20 protein-coding genes are annotated in these 17,713 nt (G+C 48.0%); 5 read left to right on the forward strand and 15 right to left on the reverse strand.

Annotated elements, in window-relative coordinates:
• The first annotated feature begins 23 nt into the window (after positions 1 to 23).
• The 3 genes from KRX19_06990 to KRX19_07000 all read left to right on the forward strand — a co-directional run bounded on the left by KRX19_06990 (position 24) and on the right by KRX19_07000 (position 3,192).
• Positions 24 to 1,523, forward strand: a complete 1,500-nt coding sequence (locus KRX19_06990) for a YifB family Mg chelatase-like AAA ATPase (protein ID MBV7434770.1) — start codon at positions 24 to 26, stop codon at positions 1,521 to 1,523.
• Positions 1,520 to 2,596, forward strand: coding sequence for a DNA replication/repair protein RecF (gene recF, locus KRX19_06995; GenBank protein ID MBV7434771.1), 1,077 nt, complete (start codon positions 1,520 to 1,522; stop codon positions 2,594 to 2,596). Before KRX19_06990 ends, recF begins: the two co-directional genes overlap by 4 nt.
• 218 nt (positions 2,597 to 2,814) lie before the next feature.
• Complete coding sequence (locus KRX19_07000) at positions 2,815 to 3,192, forward strand: hypothetical protein (protein MBV7434772.1); 378 nt, start codon at positions 2,815 to 2,817, stop codon at positions 3,190 to 3,192.
• Positions 3,193 to 3,537: 345 nt separating this feature from the next.
• Here the strand turns inward: KRX19_07000 and KRX19_07005 are convergent, their stop codons facing one another.
• From KRX19_07005 to KRX19_07060, 12 genes are all read right to left on the reverse strand, one after another.
• Positions 3,538 to 4,374 carry an ATP F0F1 synthase synthase gene (locus KRX19_07005; GenBank protein MBV7434773.1) on the reverse strand — a complete coding sequence of 279 codons (837 nt, stop codon included), beginning with the start codon at positions 4,372 to 4,374 and terminating at the stop codon, positions 3,538 to 3,540.
• Complete coding sequence (locus tag KRX19_07010; protein MBV7434774.1) at positions 4,340 to 4,930, reverse strand: hypothetical protein; 591 nt, start codon at positions 4,928 to 4,930, stop codon at positions 4,340 to 4,342. The genes KRX19_07005 and KRX19_07010 overlap by 35 nt, the downstream gene beginning before the upstream one ends.
• A 141-nt stretch (positions 4,931 to 5,071) precedes the next feature.
• Complete coding sequence (locus KRX19_07015; GenBank protein ID MBV7434775.1) at positions 5,072 to 5,425, reverse strand: hypothetical protein; 354 nt, start codon at positions 5,423 to 5,425, stop codon at positions 5,072 to 5,074.
• Between the two features lie 756 nt (positions 5,426 to 6,181).
• A complete protein-coding gene (locus KRX19_07020; protein ID MBV7434776.1) occupies positions 6,182 to 6,472 on the reverse strand; it encodes a hypothetical protein in 291 nt (96 codons plus the stop codon).
• Positions 6,473 to 6,519: 47 nt separating this feature from the next.
• A complete protein-coding gene (locus KRX19_07025; protein ID MBV7434777.1) occupies positions 6,520 to 7,161 on the reverse strand; it encodes an aminodeoxychorismate/anthranilate synthase component II in 642 nt (213 codons plus the stop codon).
• The gene (locus KRX19_07030) at positions 7,158 to 8,555 is read right to left on the reverse strand and encodes an anthranilate synthase component I family protein (protein ID MBV7434778.1); all 1,398 of its coding nucleotides are present in this window, start codon (positions 8,553 to 8,555) and stop codon (positions 7,158 to 7,160) included. The genes KRX19_07025 and KRX19_07030 overlap by 4 nt, the downstream gene beginning before the upstream one ends.
• On the reverse strand, positions 8,552 to 8,866 hold the full coding sequence (locus KRX19_07035) for a helix-turn-helix domain-containing protein (protein ID MBV7434779.1): 315 nt from the start codon (positions 8,864 to 8,866) through the stop codon (positions 8,552 to 8,554). The genes KRX19_07030 and KRX19_07035 overlap by 4 nt, the downstream gene beginning before the upstream one ends.
• A gap of 74 nt (positions 8,867 to 8,940) precedes the next feature.
• A complete protein-coding gene (gene cmoB / locus KRX19_07040) occupies positions 8,941 to 9,906 on the reverse strand; it encodes a tRNA 5-methoxyuridine(34)/uridine 5-oxyacetic acid(34) synthase CmoB (protein MBV7434780.1) in 966 nt (321 codons plus the stop codon).
• Positions 9,903 to 10,616, reverse strand: a complete 714-nt coding sequence (cmoA, locus tag KRX19_07045) for a carboxy-S-adenosyl-L-methionine synthase CmoA (protein MBV7434781.1) — start codon at positions 10,614 to 10,616, stop codon at positions 9,903 to 9,905. Before cmoA ends, cmoB begins: the two co-directional genes overlap by 4 nt.
• On the reverse strand, positions 10,616 to 11,650 hold the full coding sequence (gene lipA, locus KRX19_07050) for a lipoyl synthase (GenBank protein ID MBV7434782.1): 1,035 nt from the start codon (positions 11,648 to 11,650) through the stop codon (positions 10,616 to 10,618). The genes cmoA and lipA overlap by 1 nt, the downstream gene beginning before the upstream one ends.
• A 130-nt stretch (positions 11,651 to 11,780) precedes the next feature.
• A complete protein-coding gene (locus tag KRX19_07055; GenBank protein ID MBV7434783.1) occupies positions 11,781 to 12,539 on the reverse strand; it encodes an rRNA pseudouridine synthase in 759 nt (252 codons plus the stop codon).
• A gap of 108 nt (positions 12,540 to 12,647) precedes the next feature.
• Positions 12,648 to 12,854, reverse strand: coding sequence for a hypothetical protein (locus KRX19_07060; GenBank protein ID MBV7434784.1), 207 nt, complete (start codon positions 12,852 to 12,854; stop codon positions 12,648 to 12,650).
• Positions 12,855 to 13,182: 328 nt separating this feature from the next.
• Here KRX19_07060 and KRX19_07065 point away from each other — a divergent pair, with 328 nt between their 5' ends.
• Together KRX19_07065 and KRX19_07070 are read left to right on the forward strand one after the other, a co-directional pair.
• Positions 13,183 to 13,521, forward strand: a complete 339-nt coding sequence (locus KRX19_07065; GenBank protein MBV7434785.1) for a P-II family nitrogen regulator — start codon at positions 13,183 to 13,185, stop codon at positions 13,519 to 13,521.
• A 16-nt stretch (positions 13,522 to 13,537) separates the two neighbouring features.
• Positions 13,538 to 14,797 carry an ammonium transporter gene (locus KRX19_07070; GenBank protein MBV7434786.1) on the forward strand — a complete coding sequence of 420 codons (1,260 nt, stop codon included), beginning with the start codon at positions 13,538 to 13,540 and terminating at the stop codon, positions 14,795 to 14,797.
• A 106-nt stretch (positions 14,798 to 14,903) separates the two neighbouring features.
• Here the strand turns inward: KRX19_07070 and phnD are convergent, their stop codons facing one another.
• The 3 genes from phnD to phnC form a co-directional block, all read right to left on the reverse strand.
• Positions 14,904 to 15,887 carry a phosphonate ABC transporter substrate-binding protein gene (gene phnD, locus KRX19_07075; protein MBV7434787.1) on the reverse strand — a complete coding sequence of 328 codons (984 nt, stop codon included), beginning with the start codon at positions 15,885 to 15,887 and terminating at the stop codon, positions 14,904 to 14,906.
• Positions 15,888 to 15,975: 88 nt separating this feature from the next.
• Positions 15,976 to 16,812 carry a phosphonate ABC transporter, permease protein PhnE gene (gene phnE / locus KRX19_07080; protein ID MBV7434788.1) on the reverse strand — a complete coding sequence of 279 codons (837 nt, stop codon included), beginning with the start codon at positions 16,810 to 16,812 and terminating at the stop codon, positions 15,976 to 15,978.
• Between the two features lie 25 nt (positions 16,813 to 16,837).
• Positions 16,838 to 17,713 (reverse strand): phosphonate ABC transporter ATP-binding protein, encoded by an 876-nt coding sequence (phnC, locus tag KRX19_07085; protein ID MBV7434789.1) that lies wholly within the window; start codon positions 17,711 to 17,713, stop codon positions 16,838 to 16,840.

The raw sequence follows: 17,713 nt of genomic DNA on the forward strand, positions 1-17,713 counted from the left end.
CTTTTCCTTTGCACGGACATCACATGTCACTGGCCAGTATCCATTCCCGCGCCCCGTTCTCGCTCGATGCCCCACTGGTGCGCGTAGAAGTCCACCTCGCCAATGGCCTGCCACAACTCGCCCTCGTCGGGCTACCGGAAAAAGCAGTCAAGGAAAGTAAAGACCGCGTACGCGCCGCCATCCTCAACAGCGGCTTCGAATTCCCGCAAAAGCGCATCACCATCTCGCTTGCCCCCGCCGACCTGCCCAAAGACGGCGCCCGCTACGACCTCGCCATCGCCCTCGGCATTCTCGCTGCATCAGGCCAAATCCCCGCTACCGGCCTTGAACAATACGAATTTCACGGTGAACTTGCACTCAGCGGCGCTTTACGCCCTGTGCGTGGTGTCCTGCCCTGCGCATTGGCAAGCAGCAATGCCAGGCGCTTTATCGTCGTCCCTGAAGCAAACGTCAGCGAAGCCAAACTGGTCGCCGGTGAGCAGGTACGCGGAGCGCACAGCCTTGCACATATCGCCGCCATCCTGCACGGCCAGCAGGATTGGCTCGCCGACAACACTACAAGCGCTGCGCCAACTATTCCCGACTACCCTGATTTCAGCGACGTCATCGGCCATACCCAAGTCAAACGCGCCCTGCTCATTGCCGCCGCAGGCGGCCACCATATATTAATGAGCGGCCCACCCGGTACCGGCAAATCCATGCTCGCGCAACGTTTTCCCGGCATCCTGCCGCCAATGACCCGCGACGAAGCCATCACCAGCGCCGCTATCCGCTCGATTAGCCAACACGGCTTCGACCCCGACGACTGGCAACGGCGACCATTCCGCGCACCGCATCACAGCAGCTCGGCAACCGCGCTGGTTGGCGGCGGCTCGATTCCGCAGCCCGGCGAAATCTCGCTCGCTCACCACGGCGTACTGTTTCTCGATGAACTGCCCGAATTTGAACGCCGCGTCCTCGAAATGCTGCGCGAACCACTGGAAAATGGTCATATCACCATTTCACGCGCCGCAATGAAAAGCGAATTTCCCGCCCGCTTCCAGCTTATCGCCGCGATGAACCCTTGCCCGTGTGGTTATCATGGTGACGATGAACGCAATTGCACTGATACCCCCGACCAAGTCGCGCGCTACCGCCAGCGCCTGTCCGGCCCGTTACTCGACCGCATCGACCTGCTCGTACACGTCGCGCGTTACACCCCGCAACAATTGCGCGAAGAAAACACCGGCGAGCAACACAGCGCCGAACTGCGCCAGCAAGCCAGCGCCGCCCGTGAACGACAAATTACGCGGCAAAACTGCGCCAATGCACAACTCGACAGCAAAGCACTCAAAGCCCATCTGCACGCCGATGCCGACATCTATCCCCTGCTCGACCGCGCTGCCGCACAACTGCAACTCTCGATGCGCGCCTACCACCGTCTGCTCAAAGTCGCGCGCACCATCGCCGACCTCGACGCCAGCGATAACATCAGCAAAGCACACGCTGCCGAAGCCCTGCAATATCGTGGCTGGAACACATGACCACCATCAGCCGCCTGCACATCAGTGGATTGCGCAATCTCGACGGCCTCGAATTGCACGCCCATCCGCACATCAACCACATTCACGGCGCCAATGGTGCGGGCAAAACCGCTCTGCTCGAAGCCCTGTATATCCTCGGGCGCGGGCGCTCGTTCCGCAGCAGCAAAACCCGCCACATCATCAGCCACGACCACGACTACTACCGTCTCATTGCCCACCTTGAACGCAACGGCGACCAGCACCTGCTCGGCATCGAGCGCCACGCCAACGCGCATCAAATCCGTCTCGACGGCGAAGACCTCAAAAGCCTTGGCGACCTCGCCAGCCTCGTGCCGATTCAAATCATCAATTCCGATCACTTCTCGCTGATTGACCAAGGCCCCGAACACCGCCGCCGATTCATCGACTTTGGCCTGTTCTACCACGACGCCAACTTCCTGCCACAATGGCAGCGCTACCAGCACGCGCTAAAAAGCCGCAATGCCGCCTTGCGCGACGGCTGGGCAAACCAGCATATTCGTCCATGGCACGCCATGCTAGACAGCACTGCCAACCACATTGACCAGATGCGCCACGATTACCTCACACAGCTCGAAGCCGCACTCAACGGCTTCCACGCCAAGCTCGGCGGCCTGCAAACCATCACCATTCACTACCAGCGCGGCTGGCATCAGGACAAAAACCTGCGTGAACTGCTCGACGACAATCTCGACCGCGACCGCCTGCTCAAGCACACCCGCGACGGCATTCACCGCGCCGACCTGCGCTTCCATTCTGACGGCCACGACATTGCCCACCACTACTCGCGTGGTCAGCAGAAAACCCTCATCAGCGCACTGATTCTCGCCCAAGCACGCCTGATTGCCGAAGCCAGCGGTCAGCATCCGATCATGCTCGTCGACGACCTCGCCGCCGAACTCGACCCCGAAAGGCAAAACCTGCTGCTCAACTTCCTCTACGACAGCGGCGCACAGCTCTTCATCACCTCGATCACCCCTGACCTCGACCTCGGCCAGCGCGACCACCACATCCTGCACCTCGACAACGGCCGCATCATCAGCGACGCATCATGAAGCACAGCAAAATCCTCTTTTTTGACCTCGAAACCCATGACCACGACGACATCCTCAAAGTCGGCGCACTCCTTAGGCCTGACCAGCAAGAACTTGAGCGCAATACCAACAGCAAATGACACCTCGACAAACTCGCCCAGCTGGCTCAAAATGCCGATTTCATCGTCGGCCACAATATCTTCCACCATGACCGCCCCATTCTCGCTGCATACCCCACCATGCAGCACCTTTGCACCCAACCGGGCATCGACACCCAGCAACTCTCACCACCGGCGCTCCCACAAAACCCTTATCACCGCCTAATCAAAAACTACAAACTCATCAACGATAGCCTCAATTCCCCATTGGCCAACTGCAAAGCCACTGCGACTCTGTTTGACGACCAAATAGCCGCCTTTAGCACCATGCAGCAGTGCGCCCCACAGCGCCTGCGCATCTACCACGGCCTGCTCGCCACAAACAGCGGCTACGACCAGCTGTTTCGCCACATCCGCCAAAACAACGCCCCCGCCCCTGACACCCTTGTACAAGACATCAAGCACCTACTAGAACAAAACCATATTTACAACCCAATTTCACCTCGAAAAAAGCCATAAATCAGGACCACAGCTATTAAAAAACTTTGTTGAGTGGGATATATAAATAGCTAGTGACGGGAGTATTTTGACTTAAGTTATATCTTTATTTTTTGTAGCCAATCCTGCTATCCGCCCATATCTGCTCAGCTAGATGTGGCAATGGTACGGTTTGGAGCATTCCATCTAAATAAGTGACTACCCTGAGGAGGGAAATAGCAAGTATTTGGGGTACACTTGCCCCGACGCAAGAGAAAATCTGTGATTTTCTGATAACACACCTAGTCGAGCAGGATAACCGCTACTATCAGGGCTAAACCGTATTTTAAGATAACCAATAATTAACTTTACAAATTAATAAAGTAGTTAATTTAGAACTTTTACTGAATTAGCTAAACGTTTTTCTCCTCCAAAAGAAGTAGTATAAAAACGCTCTTGTATACCATATATAAGATTTTTTAAATCAGAATCTGTATTGATTAAAAACTGCCCATTTTTTTTATCATAAGGAAGTCTATCACCACAGTAGCCATTTATATATAAACATATTTCCTGTTTCTCATTAGAAGAGAATTTTGATAGACTATCTATTATTAAACTAATTCTCTTACGATTAGGTTTTGATACGTTCTCTGCTTCATAAGAACCGCCTAACTTAATAAAACTTTCATTTAGAAATTGTATAACTTCAGTTTCTGTAGCTTCTCTATATAAAGTATCTATACCTTCAAAGATGGTATTAATAGTAGCTAAACTTTTAAAGATTAAGGCATCTAAATCTTTAAAGTAAACGGCGTCAGGTATTTCTTTAATTAATAGGCGGTTATTATTTTCCTCTAGTTTAGTGGATTCACCAAAATAGATAAGTGATTTTTGTCGTAAAAAAGTAGATTTGTTAACCTTTTGAAAGTAAAAATTATTATCTTGTACTGAAATAAGGTAAGAAATTTTGTTAAACTCAGACCTTTCTATATCATCATGATCTTTAGAGTCAAAATCATTTTTTAATATATCAATACAAAAACTCTGTGATTTAAAATTATCTATTTTGAACCAAGAGTCTTCATCTAGACTATGATCAGGAGCATAATTAATACAATCTATATCAGACAAATTGAGATTATCAAAAACTATTGTCTCGGATATTAACTTTCGATAAGAGTTTACTCTAAATCTTTTTATTTTTGCAATAAGACAGTTCAAAATTTACTCCTTCAATATATGTGTAGCTATTTATTCTATTAGCTTTAAGTGCTATAGCTTTAGGTTCTCGTAAATCTTTCTTACTAATTAGAAAAAATGACATTCCCTTAACAGTAGTAACATTGTAAAATTTATATCCAAATATAAGAAACAATGGATTAAAATATAAGGCTTGAGAAAAAAAAGTAAATACAAATAATATCATATATATAAATATCAAGGTATTAAAATCATTAATACTAAGTGCTACAAAAAAGTACCCAAGATAACTAGGTAAAAAACTATTATTTGCATATTCTGTATTAACTATTTCACCAGCCTTAAATCTATCAGACCTTAGTTTTGAACTAAGAATGATACTAATACCTGTAAGGCTTACTAATATAAGTATATATAAAGAATAGGATATCCAACCAGAATAATTAATAAACCATTGATACCTATTTAAGTAAGATATTTTTGTATCTAAAGTAACATCTTCTTTCACTAAGTAAATGATTATTAGTAAAAAGGTAGAATTAAAAGTAAGCAAGCCACGAAATAAAAAGTTTAGCATAAGTTAATCTCTACCTACTAGTCTAAGATATTATAGAATCAATTATGCCTAATAGCTAACTAGCTTACAATCTAGATTAGATACTACAAACAAGTAGTGACGCATTACATATATTACTGTATTAAGGAGATATGTATCCCCTCACACCATACCCCGCACCCTCGCCATAATTCCCTTTTTAATCGCCAAGTTAACATAGCTAACTGCTATAATCAGTAACACCGTCAGCAATGCCACACCACCCATCACGAAACTAGCCAACGGCACACTAAAGCGTAAATCAAACCACTGCGTAATCAGCACCCAAGCGGTGATACTCACCCCGACCACGACAATCAGCCCCGCACTGACACCCAATAAACCAATCTCTAAAATATTAATCGCATACAAGTTGCGAGTCTGCATACCGAGCAAGCGAAACGGTGCACTGTCTCGCAGGCGGTCTTGTGACGATGACAACAGCGAGGTAATCAGCACCATCATACCCGTAAGCAAAGTAAACACCTGCACCAATCAGCTCATCTAAACCACAACGCTTTAGATTTGTTTGGCAATCGCCCCACCATCAATACTCGTAATTACAGGGAACTGGCACACGCAAGCTCCACCATCAGCAAAAACAAACGATAATGACTCTGTTTAATTGCCCCAATGGACTCACTCAACGCCGACGAATCGCAGTCGCCCGTTGCCCTAAATCCACAAATGCCTTCACCGACTTAGCAAAGCCATCGCAGACAAAAATAGCACCGTAATCACCAACAACTTCAAAAACCGTAACACATTATCCGATCCTCCCAGCACCGACGTATCTGCACTATCAGCATCACTCATCGTCACATCAGGCTGACTCACCAACATCTCAGCCAACCGAGTCTGCTCAACTCAACGAAGTCTTCATCGACTAAAGCAGCCGGCAAGAGATCAATGCAGCCACCCACCAGTACATCAACCAACTTGCCATCGGTGATCCGCTAACCCTGCGCAGTAGCAACTACGGCTGCAACATCCTCGACAAACATGGCAATACTGTCCTCAAAACCAGCAGAAAATACTATCCCGCCCCCCCGAAAAATCCTCATATCTGCCCACATCGCAGATATTTACATCCGCAAGCAAAGCGGTAATTAGGATGAACGCTACCATGAAAAGCTGTACTGCGAGCAATTCGCCGTAGTCATCCCGAACTGACCCTAAAACGCTAGACATAAAAAAGCCCGGTGAACCGGGCTTTGTAAAAGCAGATAAGGTTTACTTTTTCTGCATTTGATCAAGCATATCTTTCATTTGCTTCATCTGATCTTTAGCAGCGATACATTGTTGCTTAGCTTGCTCGCGCTGCTCTTTACTCAATGTTTTCCATTGTTCACGAGACTGTTCCATCTGCTTCTCAAATTGCTCCATTTGACCCGCAGGTGCATCTTTGCCCATGTCCTTGACCATATCGGCTACTTCTTCACACTCTTTAGGGAAATCAGGTTCGCTTGAGCAACCAGCCATCGCAACACCAGCCGCAGCCATCATAATCATCCAAGATTTCATACTTAATATCCTTAAGGGTTAAAAATAGAGCTAAATACTATCATCAATTAATTTAATTGGTGTAAAAAATTGCTGAGCATAACTTTAGCCCCTTCAGTTGCAAATGATTCCGGATGAAACTGCACGCCTTCAAGTGGATATTCGCGGTGACGAACGCCCATTACCGCTGCATCAGCTTCAGCCAACTGGGCAAAATCATCATCTTCAGTACCAACTACCGCAGTAATTTCAAGGCATTCCGGCAAAGGCTGTGCCGCGCGGAGCGAGTGGTAACGCATGATTTGGACGCCCTGCGGCAAGCCGTGAAATATGCCTTTACCATCGTGCAGAATCGGTGAGGTTTTACCGTGCATTGGTGGATCATCGCGAATAATCTTGCCGCCAAACACATGCACGATTCCCTGCATACCAAGACACACTCCGAGCATCGGGATCTTTGGCGCAAACTCGCGAATCGCATCAGCACAGACGCCAAAATAAGCAGGATCATCCGGTGAACCTGGTCCTGGAGAAATCACGATGCGATCAGGCCGCATCGCAGCAATGTCATCAATGGTTATTTCATCGTTACGGCGCACGATCACTTCGCTGCCAGCCTCTCCTGGATTTTCACTCTGTAAAATCTCACCAATATACTGGTAGAGGTTAAACACAAAAGAATCGTAGTTATCAATCAGAAGCACTTTCATGCGTTGTTCTCCTTTTGCGGCATAAATTCACTCAGTACATTACGCATTGCCGCCAGCTTGCGCTCGATTTCAAGGTATTCATCAGCTGGATTGGAATCGTACACGTTACCGCCACAGGTTTGCGCGTAAGCTTTTTCACCACGCACAAATAGGCTACGGATCGGAATAGCAAAGATACAGTCGCCGTTAAAGCTGAACTGTCCGACTGCACCGCCATATGGCCCGCGACCATCGGGTTCGAGGCGGTTGATGATTTTCATCGCTTCTACTTTAGGCGCGCCAGATAACGTGCCAGCAGGGAAATTGGCCGCCAATGCGGTGAACATGTCTTCTTTTGGTGCAAGGATACCGACGATTTCAGAGGAAATATGCTGCACGTGTGAAAAGCGCTTGATGTCCATCAGGTTACGCACCTTGACCGTGCCAAAGCGTGCTACCCGTCCAATATCATTGCGGTGCAGATCAACCAACATATTATGCTCAGCGATTTCTTTCGGATCGTTGAGCAAGGCGCGAGCGAATTGGCGGTCTTCATCGCTGTCTTTACCGCGTTTAGCCGTACCGGCCAGTGGGAAAGTTTCGAGCTCATCCTGACGCAAACGCAACAGCAGTTCTGGCGACGCACCAATAATCTGCTGTTCGCCAAATTTGACGTAGAACATGTGCGGCGACGGATTGACTTCACGCAGGCGGGCATAGATCGGCATTTTGCTGCCGCGAATACGATAATGCGACTTAAAGCCAACTTCACACTGAAAAATCAGCCCTGCTTTAATATCTTCTTTAACTTGCTCGACTGCTGTTGCATGTTGTTCACGGCTCATACCGTCGCCAAGCCATTCAACCTCAGGGAGTGGATCATCCGGCAATGGCGATTGCAATAAAGACTCAATCAATGCCATGCGGTTTTCATTGTAGTAGAAGTAGTACAACTCGCCAGTCATCTTATCGTAGGTCAGGCCATCGAGATATACGCCAAATTTAAAAGGCTCAAAATCCTCACTGCTTTTAGCACCAACCGTTGGCTCGAAAAAATTGATCGAGTCATAGCCCGCGTAACCGAACAAACCGCCAGTGTGTTGGCGCGCCAAAACATGTTGCGGCGTCATTTCACGCAACAATTGATAAGGATTATTCGTCGGGTAATCAACGGTTTCGCCGCTATCACGGTAAGTAATCGACAGCGTTTTTGCATCTTTGGCAAAAATAATCGCTGCTGGATCAAAGCCAATACCGTGATAACGCGAAATATGGCTTTCCTCACCCAAGGATTCCTGCAAAAAACAAGTATCGAAACGTGCTTCAATACGCTTAAACAGCGCAAAAAAATCGATATCCTCGGTAATCTTACGCAGGTGTGGTTTACCTGCAATATTTAGTATGTCAGGAATCATGATTTATCCTTATCGAGATGCTTTTCGAGGTTAATGTGTTGCAAATGCGGCAATAGCTCTGCAATGCTGTGTTGCTGATAAGCACGTGCACCACGAGACACCGTTGCAATACCTACACCAAGCTGCTCAGCAATTTCACGCTGGGTATAATCCTGCGCCAGCAAAGTAAAAATACGCAGGCGATTAGTCAACTCATGTTGCTCGCTATCAGTCAAAAATGCGGTCAACAGTGCCTGCACTTGTACCGGCGTTTCAGCAGTCACAAATATATCAAGCAGCGCAGCCTGCGCCGCATCTTTAGCATTATTCATGTTACAAATGTTTCAATAAACTAGTACACAAGAATATGGCAAAAAAATGTGTCTGTAAAGCTGCATTTTACAAATCAGGGTTTGCGCGCAACGATCAATACGCGTTTCGGAGGTGGAAGACCTTCTTTTGTCGCCTGATAGTCTGGCTGCATGAAATCATCAAGTGAGAATCGATCCATCCATGCAGTACGTCGCTGTTCCTCAGCAATAGTTGCTACAGGCTCACTACAATATTCAACTTCTAGCCCCAGTCTCGTCAACCATTGGCATAGCGCCGCCGGGCTGGGTAAAAACCATACATTGCCCATACCTGCATAACGATCTGGTGGCATATAGACGGTTCGCTCGTCGCCTTCAACGACCAATGTTTCGACCACCATTTGCCCACCCTTACGCAAGGTTTCACGCAGCTGCCACAAGTGCTGCATTGGGTCACGACGGTGATAGAGTACGCCCATCGACATCGTAATATCCATATCATTGAGCAAAACATCATCAAGGGTTAGCGGCAAATAGACTATACGCTCAGCCTGATAAAGTTTTTGCAAGGCAAGAAACTGGGCAAAGTAGTGCCACGAAGGATCAACGCCAACCGTCAATGCAGCACCATCGCCGAGCATACGCAGCATGAAATAGCCATTGCCACAGCCAACATCCAGCACGTGCTTGCCACTAAAATCAATACCGCTGGCTTTTAGGCGTTCGTATTTGAAATCACTACGCCACTCACAATCAAGATCAATGCCACACGGTGCAAACGGCCCTTTGCGCCACGGCATTAGTATTTGCAGAGTTTGTTGTAATACCTGTTGTTCATCTACAGACAGGTCTTTTTTGAGCAATGGTGCAGCGCAACTTAGGTCTATATCGCCATTCTCACCACTTGGCATATCATCTACTGCAGCCAGCCAGTCGTTAAAATGACCATGACGGCGTTGCCACGCAGTTTCAAGTACCGCTGTAGCTGTATCATCCAATTTTTCGAGGGAAGTTTTTGCCGCGAGCAACTGCTTCCATTGTTGCAAAGCCAGATTATTCATTTAATCGCGACCCAGCCGCAAAATTGCAGCGCCTGAAAATAGCGTTCAACGCGACTAAACCCAGCATTGTACAAGCGTGCTTCACTGGCACTGACGCAATCAGTCTGCATGACGTTTTCCAGCGATTCCCGCTTTTGTGCGATCGCCATATCAGAATAGCCTTGTGCACTTTTGAATGCTTCATGCCACACACGTAAGTCATCGTGTTCGGGGCGGGTTTTCTCACTAAGCAATAATGCACCACCAGATTGCAGTGCTGCGTAAATACGCTTGAGCAGATCATCACGTAAATCTGGCGCGATGAATTGCAAAGTGAAATTCATCATCACCAAATGACACGGCTGCAAATCCAGTTGTAAGATATCACCCTGTGCCACATGGACGTTGCTCATGCCATTACCGGCAACAAACTCACTAAAGCGGTCAACCATTGCTGGCGACAAATCCACTGCATCAATACGCACTTCTTCTGGCAAATGCGGGTAAAGTGCAATGGTCGCACCACCCAGCGAGCAGCCAAGATCATAAACATGACCACCAGCTGGCACAAAGTGCTTACCAACTACCGCCAGCAATTGCAGTAAAGTCGCATAGCCTGGTACGGAACGGTGAATCATATCGGGAAAAACCGCCGCTACCCGCTCATCAAAACGAAAATCGACCACGGACTGTGGTCGATCAAAAATATCGTCACGAATAAAGCCAGCCATTACAGCACCGCTTTCGCCGACATGTCCGCGTGATAAGATGAGCGTACCATAGGGCCTGAGGCAATATGGCTAAAGCCCATTTCCATGCCCTTGACGCGGAAGTCTTCAAATTCTTCCGGGGTGTAGTAACGCTTGACTGGCAAGTGATGCACACTTGGCTGCAAATACTGGCCAATGGTCAGCATATCGACATTATAACGGCGTAAGTCCGCCATCACTTCAAGAATTTCATCGGGCTCTTCGCCAAGCCCTACCATCAAGCCAGACTTGGATAATACTTTCTTACCACAAGCTGCTTTGTAGTCGCGCAACAGTTCCAGTGATTGCTCGTAGTTCGCACCAGGGCGTGCTTCTTCGTAGAGGCGTGGAATGGTTTCCATATTGTGGTTGAACACATCAGGCGGTGTTTCAACAAGAATATCAACCGCTTTAGCGACACGACCACGAAAATCCGGGGTCAAAATTTCAACGGTCATGCGCGGTGCCGCAGCGCGGATTTCGCGAATACAGTCAGCAAAGTGGCTCGCACCACCGTCAATCAGGTCATCGCGGTCAACAGAGGTAATGACAACATGGTGTAAGCCCATCGCAGCAACTGTCTCGGCAAGGTGTCGTGGCTCATCCTTATCTAACGGATTAGGACGCCCATGGCCGACATCACAAAACGGACAACGGCGCGTACAGATATCGCCCATGATCATAAATGATGCCGTACCGTGACGGAAACACTCACCTAAGTTTGGGCAAGAGGCTTCTTCACAGACACTGTGCAGCTTCTGCTCACGCATCACACCCTTGAGGCGCTTAACCTCAGGCCCACCAGGAAACTGTGCACGAATCCAGCTCGGCTTGCGCAGGCGCTCTTCACCAACATGCTCGACATTAACCGCTATTTGACGGATTTTATCTGCGCCCTTTTTTTTGACGCCCATCGATTTCGGCTTAGGCCTCTCGCGCCCCTCTACGCGAACCGGAATAGAACCCAATCCGCCACTTTTCCCTGTGGGACGATCTTTGACTGTGTTATCGCTCATGATTCAGCCTTCAAAATTGTATGTTGCCCATTATAAACATATCCGCAAAAGCATACAGCTGAACATCTATCGATATATACATATCTATTTTCAACAGTATGCTTAAATCAGGCATTTAGTTAGACAGACTTCAACGCTGCAGTAGGGCAAGTAATGCACGTTGCTCGCCGCTATCAAGCTTGCGGAATTTCCCTGGAGCAAGCGGCTTTGGCAGCTCAACAGTGCCATAGCGTGTACGCTTCAAGCGACTAACCTGACAGCCAACAGCTTCCCACAGGCGACGCACTTCACGGTTACGCCCTTCGTTTAAAGTGACGCTGTAATAACGATTGTATTGCGTATCGTCATCGTGTGGCGAAAAGAGTGGGATGACATCGTTAAACTTGGCAAAGCCGTCTTCGAGCTCCATGCCATTGCGCAGTGCTTCGATCATTTCTTCGGTTACTTCACCGGCTACGCGCACCCAATATTCACGCTCAATATTGGCACTCGGATGCATAAGTTTATTCGCAAGCTCACCATCATTGGTGAATAAGATTAGACCAGCCGTATTCATATCCAAACGACCAATACTTACCCAGCGCCCTTGGCGTAACTTTGGCAAGCTGTGAAACACACTGCGCCGCCCCTGTGGGTCTTTACGCGTGCAAATTTCGCCTACTGGTTTGTTATACATAAGAATTTGGCGTGGTGCATCTTGATCCGGCGACACACGCAGCGGGCGGTTATCTAAGCTTAAGCGCTCATGACCATTAATTTTTTGCCCCAATTCAGCGGGCTTGCCATTGACGCGCAAGCGCCCTTCCTTGATCCAGCCTTCAATTTCACGGCGTGAACCGAGACCGCGTGCTGCAAGCCACTTTTGGATGCGTTCGTATTCTTCTTTCATGGTTTTTCCTGTCGCCTACCCGGCAGACGTTTTGTGTAAGAACGCGGCATTATAACGCTTTAGCGCGTTTTAAGCATTAACACAATGCCTATTCAAAAGCCAATAACCCTATTTATCAATACTGTCTAACGCTTCTTTCTGCTTCGCAAGTGCAGCATTGACAGCATCTTCCGCTTTTTTGGTTGTTTCATCCTGCATTTTGAGCAAAGGGTTATCAGCACGCTGCTCGGCAGTTGACTCGGCTTTTGTCACTTTTTCATCGTCGCCACAGGCTGATAATCCCAAAACGACGGCAAGCATCAAAATATATTTCATGGAAACCCATTCCTTTTCTTGATATGACACATCATCGTGTGCTGTTGACAAAGACTTGTCAAGGCATAGAAATGAATGACCTTGTCACTTCATTGAATCAGCTACTTTCGCTCAAAAATCGGATGAACCAACCAATGCACCGAATCAGTGCATTTAATTACCCATATCGCACAACTAACGATCATATTTTGCACATCAGAATAAAAAGATTTTTTAACTCATTTAAAATCAGACTGTTGAAAGATCATTGCATTTGGCACACTGCATGAATAAGAAAGGCACAAAGCTGCGATATGCGCTTTGCCTATCATTACAACCCGGAGTGCCCATGAAACTGATCACCGCCATCATCAAACCGTTCAAGCTCGACGACGTGCGTGAAGCACTCGGCGAACAAGGCATCAACGGCATGACCGTTACCGAAGTTAAAGGCTTTGGACGACAAAAAGGACATACGGAGCTCTACCGTGGCGCTGAGTATGTGGTTGATTTTCTCCCCAAGATCAAGCTTGAAATTGCAGTCAGCGCTGCGCAAGCAGACGAGGTCATTCAGTGTATTCAGCAAGCTGCGTGTAACCATAAAGTTGGTGACGGCAAAATTTTCGTCCAGCAACTCGAGCAAGTCGTGCGTATCCGCACCGGCGAACTCGACGAAGACGCACTCTAAATTAAGGGAACCCATCATGAACGACATTCTTGAACTGCGCTTTGCACTTGATACTTTTTATCTGCTTATTTGTGGCGCTCTGGTGCTGTGGATGGCGGCGGGCTTTACCATGCTCGAAGCCGGTTTGGTACGCGCCAAAAATACCACAGAGATACTGACCAAAAATATTGGGCTATTTTGCATAGCCTGCTTGATGTACTACCTTTCTGGCTATGCCATCATGTACCCTGCTAATGCCAGCAATGCTTATTGGCCCGGATTCGCTACGCTTATTCCGAGCAACCTTGCCAGCGGTGAATGGCTCGCGCAAGCCGAACGCGGTGAAACCAGCCTTTCTTACGCCAATATGGCGGACTTCTTCTTTCAGGTTGTCTTTGTCGCTACTGCGATGTCAGTTGTCTCCGGTGCTGTTGCCGAGCGTATGAAATTATGGGCATTCTTTACCTTTTCAGTTGTCATGTGTGGCTTGATCTACCCTATTCAAGGTTTTTGGAAATGGGGTGGCGGCTTTTTGGATCAAGCCGGATTCGTTGACTTTGCAGGCTCGGGCATTGTGCATCTTTGTGGTGCAAGTGCAGCGCTCGCCGGCATCATCACCCTCGGTCCGCGTATGGGTAAATACAGCAAAAATGGCCGTATCAATGCGATTCCCGGTGCCAATCTGCCGCTGGCTGCATTAGGTACAATCATCCTCTGGTTCGGCTGGCTTGGCTTTAATGGTGGCTCAGAACTGGCCATTTCAAATATTGATGAAGCCAATACAGTCGCACTGGTTTTCGTCAATACAACGCTTGCCGCTGCAGCTGGCGGTATCGCCGCAACCTTGACCGCCCAGCTCGTTTTGAAGAAGCCGGATCTGACCATGTTACTCAACGGGGTACTCGGCGGGTTGGTTTCCATCACTGCGGCACCAGACAGCCCTGCACCATGGCTGGCAATTGTGATTGGGATTATTGGCGGTGTACTGGTGGTCCTGGCTGTACTCGCTATCGACCGCATCAAGCTTGATGATCCTGTCGGTGCATTATCAGTACACGGTGTCTGTGGCATTTGGGGATTGCTTGCCGTTCCACTCAGTCAGGCTGATGCCAGCTTTAGCGTGCAGTTACTCGGTATTGGATCTATTGCTGGATTTGTCTTCTTCACCAGCCTGATTTGCTGGCTGATACTCAAAGTGACTGTCGGTATCCGTGTTGCCGAGCAAGTCGAATACGACGGGCTGGACCTACACGAGTGCGGTATGCATGCTTATCCTGAGTTTATGCACAAAGCTTAAAGTTCAATCTGTACTGTACAAAAGATAACCCGGCACCATGCCGGGTTATCTTTCTAAAATAGAATGATGTGATCAAAAGTCATGACCTCATCAGCCCAAACCTTAATTAACTGGACTGCTTCTCTTTATTCGCCAACTTTGCATCAAGCTCTTTTAAGGTCGCTTCATACTCAGCCATTTTTTTCGCTTTTTCTTCTGCAGAAACCGTGTCGTCATTCTTGAGGTTGCTCATGTCTTTAAACACAGCAAGCTGACGGATTGGAATCAGTTGATCGTTATCTGACGTCTGGAATGGCGCCCACTCCAAGCCCAACAATACTTCTTTTTCCTGTTCGTCTTGCGTGCCGTAGTTGAGGAAGAAGTTTCTGACTTTTTCCTTGGTTTCATCGTCCAGATCTTTATTCCACACAATTGGATCACCAGGAATCAGCGGCGATTTCCATAATACCTTGATCAATTCAGCTTTCTCTGGTGCGGTTGCCTTCAGGCGTGCCAAGCTTTCAGTGTTGTTGGTCGCCACGTCAACTTGCTTGTTGGCAACCGAAAGAAGATTTGCTTCGTGGTTAGCATTCATGCTGCGCTTGAAGTCGGATGGGTCGATGTTGTTGAGTGCAAACACATAATAAGCAGGCACCAAATAACCAGATGTTGAGTTCGGGTCACCGTTACCGAAGGTTAGCTCTGCACGGTGCTCAATCATATCTTCAAGGCTGTTGAGCGGGCTGTCCTTGTGCGCCACGATCAACGACCAGTAGCCTGGCGAACCATCAGCGGCAACCGTCTGGGCAAAAATTTCTCCATTAGCACGGTCGACCGCTTCCATCGCTGATTTGTTGCCATACCACGCGATGTCGACCTTCCCAAAACGCATGCCTTCGATAATACCGGCGTAATCCGTGGCAAAAAATGGCTTTACTTCCATACCGAGCTGCTCGGACATATCCTCAAGAAAAGGCGTCCAAACTGTTTTGAGATTACTGGAAGATTCCGTTGAAATAATGCCGAAATTCAGTTCTTCAGCCGATACTACGCTGCTAAACGTCAATGCCGAAGCGACAACTACCGCCAGTTTTTTAACCATGCTTTTCATAAATAACAACTCCTGAGATAAAACAAAAGTGACTCGATAAAAACACTTCCAGCAGAATCATTTGTGTATTCAATCTACTGTCAGTAACCTAGATAAACCGCTTGCGTAAATACTGCGAGACAAAATCAAGCAAAATGACCGTGACCACAATAAAAATCATGATGGCGCACGTCTGTGCATACTGGAAACTGCGAATGGCTTCATAAAGCACCATGCCAATGCCACCCGCACCGACAATGCCGAGGATCGTTGCTGAGCGCACATTGGACTCAAAGCGATAGAGTGAATAAGACACCCAAAGAGGCATAATCTGCGGAATAACCCCATAAATGATTTCTTCGATCTTGTTTGCACCTGTTGCGCGAATGCCCTCAACCGGTCCGTCCTCAATCGCTTCCACTGCTTCGGAAAACAGCTTGGCCAACACACCGGTAGTATGGATAAAGATCGCCATCACCCCGGCAAATGGCCCTAGCCCAACTGCGACGACAAACAGCATCGCAAAGACGATCTCATTAATCGCACGAAACGCGTCCATCAAGCGGCGTGTTGGCTGCACAACCCACCACGGTGCAATATTTTCCGAACTCATTAAGCCCAGAGGAATAGAAAAGACGATGGCCAAAGCCGTTCCCCACAAAGCCAACTTGATGGTTATAATCATTTCTTCGAGGTAAAGCTTCCAGTAGCGAAAATCAGGGGGAAAAAATTCGCTCAAGTATTCGCCCATATTATTGCGGTCGGTCCACAGCATTGGCAGGCGATTCATTTCCGCTCCGTGCCACGCCCACATCAATGCCACGGCAACCAAACCCAGAGCAAGAAAATCCAACCAGCGCTTTCTTTGCAATTCTGGCGGTAATTTTATGGATTCGTGGGTGAGATTACGTGCGGCTGCGTTAAGCGTCGTCGTTTCGGTAGTCATCAGGTAATCATTCCTGTTCATCGTATTACGCGTAAGCTTTGGCTTGCGCTTTGATCAATGACGTCGGCTCATCTGCTTCTGATATAGCTTCCGGCAAATCATGATTTAATTCCTCGCGCTCAATACGATAGAGCCGCTCGAGGTATTCTGGGGTTAACTCGGAAGATAATCCTTGATAAAAAATAGTCCCTTTTTGTAAGGCAACCACTTTTTCGCAATAGGCCAATGCATGCTCAACTTGATGCAGCGTCACCACCATCGTGATGCCGTCACGCTTACAAATATCCCTCAATATGGTTATCACGATCCGCGATGATTCAGGATCAAGAGAGGCAATTGGTTCATCAGCCAAAATCACCGATGCGCCCTGCATCAACGCGCGTGCAATAGCGACGCGCTGCTGTTGCCCGCCAGATAAAGTCGATACGCGTTGAAAAGCGTAATCTGCCATCCCAACCCGCTTCAGTGCATCCATTGCCTTTAATTTCTGCTGCAAGGTAAAGCGCTTAAAAAACGTACGCCAAAAAGGTGTGGAGCCAAGCGCACCGACCAACACATTTTCCAATGTGGTTAGGCGATTGACCAAATTAAACTGCTGAAAAATAAGCCCTATATGGCAACGCTGCTGGCGGATACGACGGCTGAGACGCCCTTTTTCCTGAACGGTATTGCCTGCAACCGTAATACGGCTCGCGCTACTTGAATCTCCAGTAATCAATCCGCTGAGATGGCGCATCAAAGTTGACTTACCGGAACCTGACGGCCCGAGCAGCGCAACCATATCCCCTTCATGAATCGTCAATTCAGGAATATCCAAAACCTGCTTGCCATTAAAGCTTTTAACAAGGTTCTCGACCCTGACAGCAACGGCACCAGCAGTAGTATGCGTAGCTCGCTCCAT

This window comes from Cardiobacteriaceae bacterium TAE3-ERU3 (genome assembly GCA_019218315.1).
Lineage (GTDB): Bacteria > Pseudomonadota > Gammaproteobacteria > Cardiobacteriales > Cardiobacteriaceae > JAHUUI01.

Coding starts and splice junctions, on each gene's coding strand:
- phnD (MBV7434787.1), bottom strand. CDS start 15,887: ATGAAAAGCATGGTTAAAAAACTGGCGGTAGTTGTCGCTTCGGCATTG.
- KRX19_07020 (MBV7434776.1), bottom strand. CDS start 6,472: ATGAAATCTTGGATGATTATGATGGCTGCGGCTGGTGTTGCGATGGCT.
- KRX19_07035 (MBV7434779.1), bottom strand. CDS start 8,866: ATGAATAATGCTAAAGATGCGGCGCAGGCTGCGCTGCTTGATATATTT.
- KRX19_07030 (MBV7434778.1), bottom strand. CDS start 8,555: ATGATTCCTGACATACTAAATATTGCAGGTAAACCACACCTGCGTAAG.
- KRX19_07000 (MBV7434772.1), top strand. CDS start 2,815: ATGCAGCACCTTTGCACCCAACCGGGCATCGACACCCAGCAACTCTCA.
- KRX19_07070 (MBV7434786.1), top strand. CDS start 13,538: ATGAACGACATTCTTGAACTGCGCTTTGCACTTGATACTTTTTATCTG.
- lipA (MBV7434782.1), bottom strand. CDS start 11,650: ATGAGCGATAACACAGTCAAAGATCGTCCCACAGGGAAAAGTGGCGGA.
- recF (MBV7434771.1), top strand. CDS start 1,520: ATGACCACCATCAGCCGCCTGCACATCAGTGGATTGCGCAATCTCGAC.
- KRX19_07060 (MBV7434784.1), bottom strand. CDS start 12,854: ATGAAATATATTTTGATGCTTGCCGTCGTTTTGGGATTATCAGCCTGT.
- cmoB (MBV7434780.1), bottom strand. CDS start 9,906: ATGAATAATCTGGCTTTGCAACAATGGAAGCAGTTGCTCGCGGCAAAA.
- KRX19_07025 (MBV7434777.1), bottom strand. CDS start 7,161: ATGAAAGTGCTTCTGATTGATAACTACGATTCTTTTGTGTTTAACCTC.
- phnC (MBV7434789.1), bottom strand. CDS start 17,713: ATGGAGCGAGCTACGCATACTACTGCTGGTGCCGTTGCTGTCAGGGTC.
- KRX19_07065 (MBV7434785.1), top strand. CDS start 13,183: ATGAAACTGATCACCGCCATCATCAAACCGTTCAAGCTCGACGACGTG.
- KRX19_07010 (MBV7434774.1), bottom strand. CDS start 4,930: ATGCTAAACTTTTTATTTCGTGGCTTGCTTACTTTTAATTCTACCTTT.
- phnE (MBV7434788.1), bottom strand. CDS start 16,812: ATGACTACCGAAACGACGACGCTTAACGCAGCCGCACGTAATCTCACC.
- cmoA (MBV7434781.1), bottom strand. CDS start 10,616: ATGGCTGGCTTTATTCGTGACGATATTTTTGATCGACCACAGTCCGTG.
- KRX19_06990 (MBV7434770.1), top strand. CDS start 24: ATGTCACTGGCCAGTATCCATTCCCGCGCCCCGTTCTCGCTCGATGCC.
- KRX19_07055 (MBV7434783.1), bottom strand. CDS start 12,539: ATGAAAGAAGAATACGAACGCATCCAAAAGTGGCTTGCAGCACGCGGT.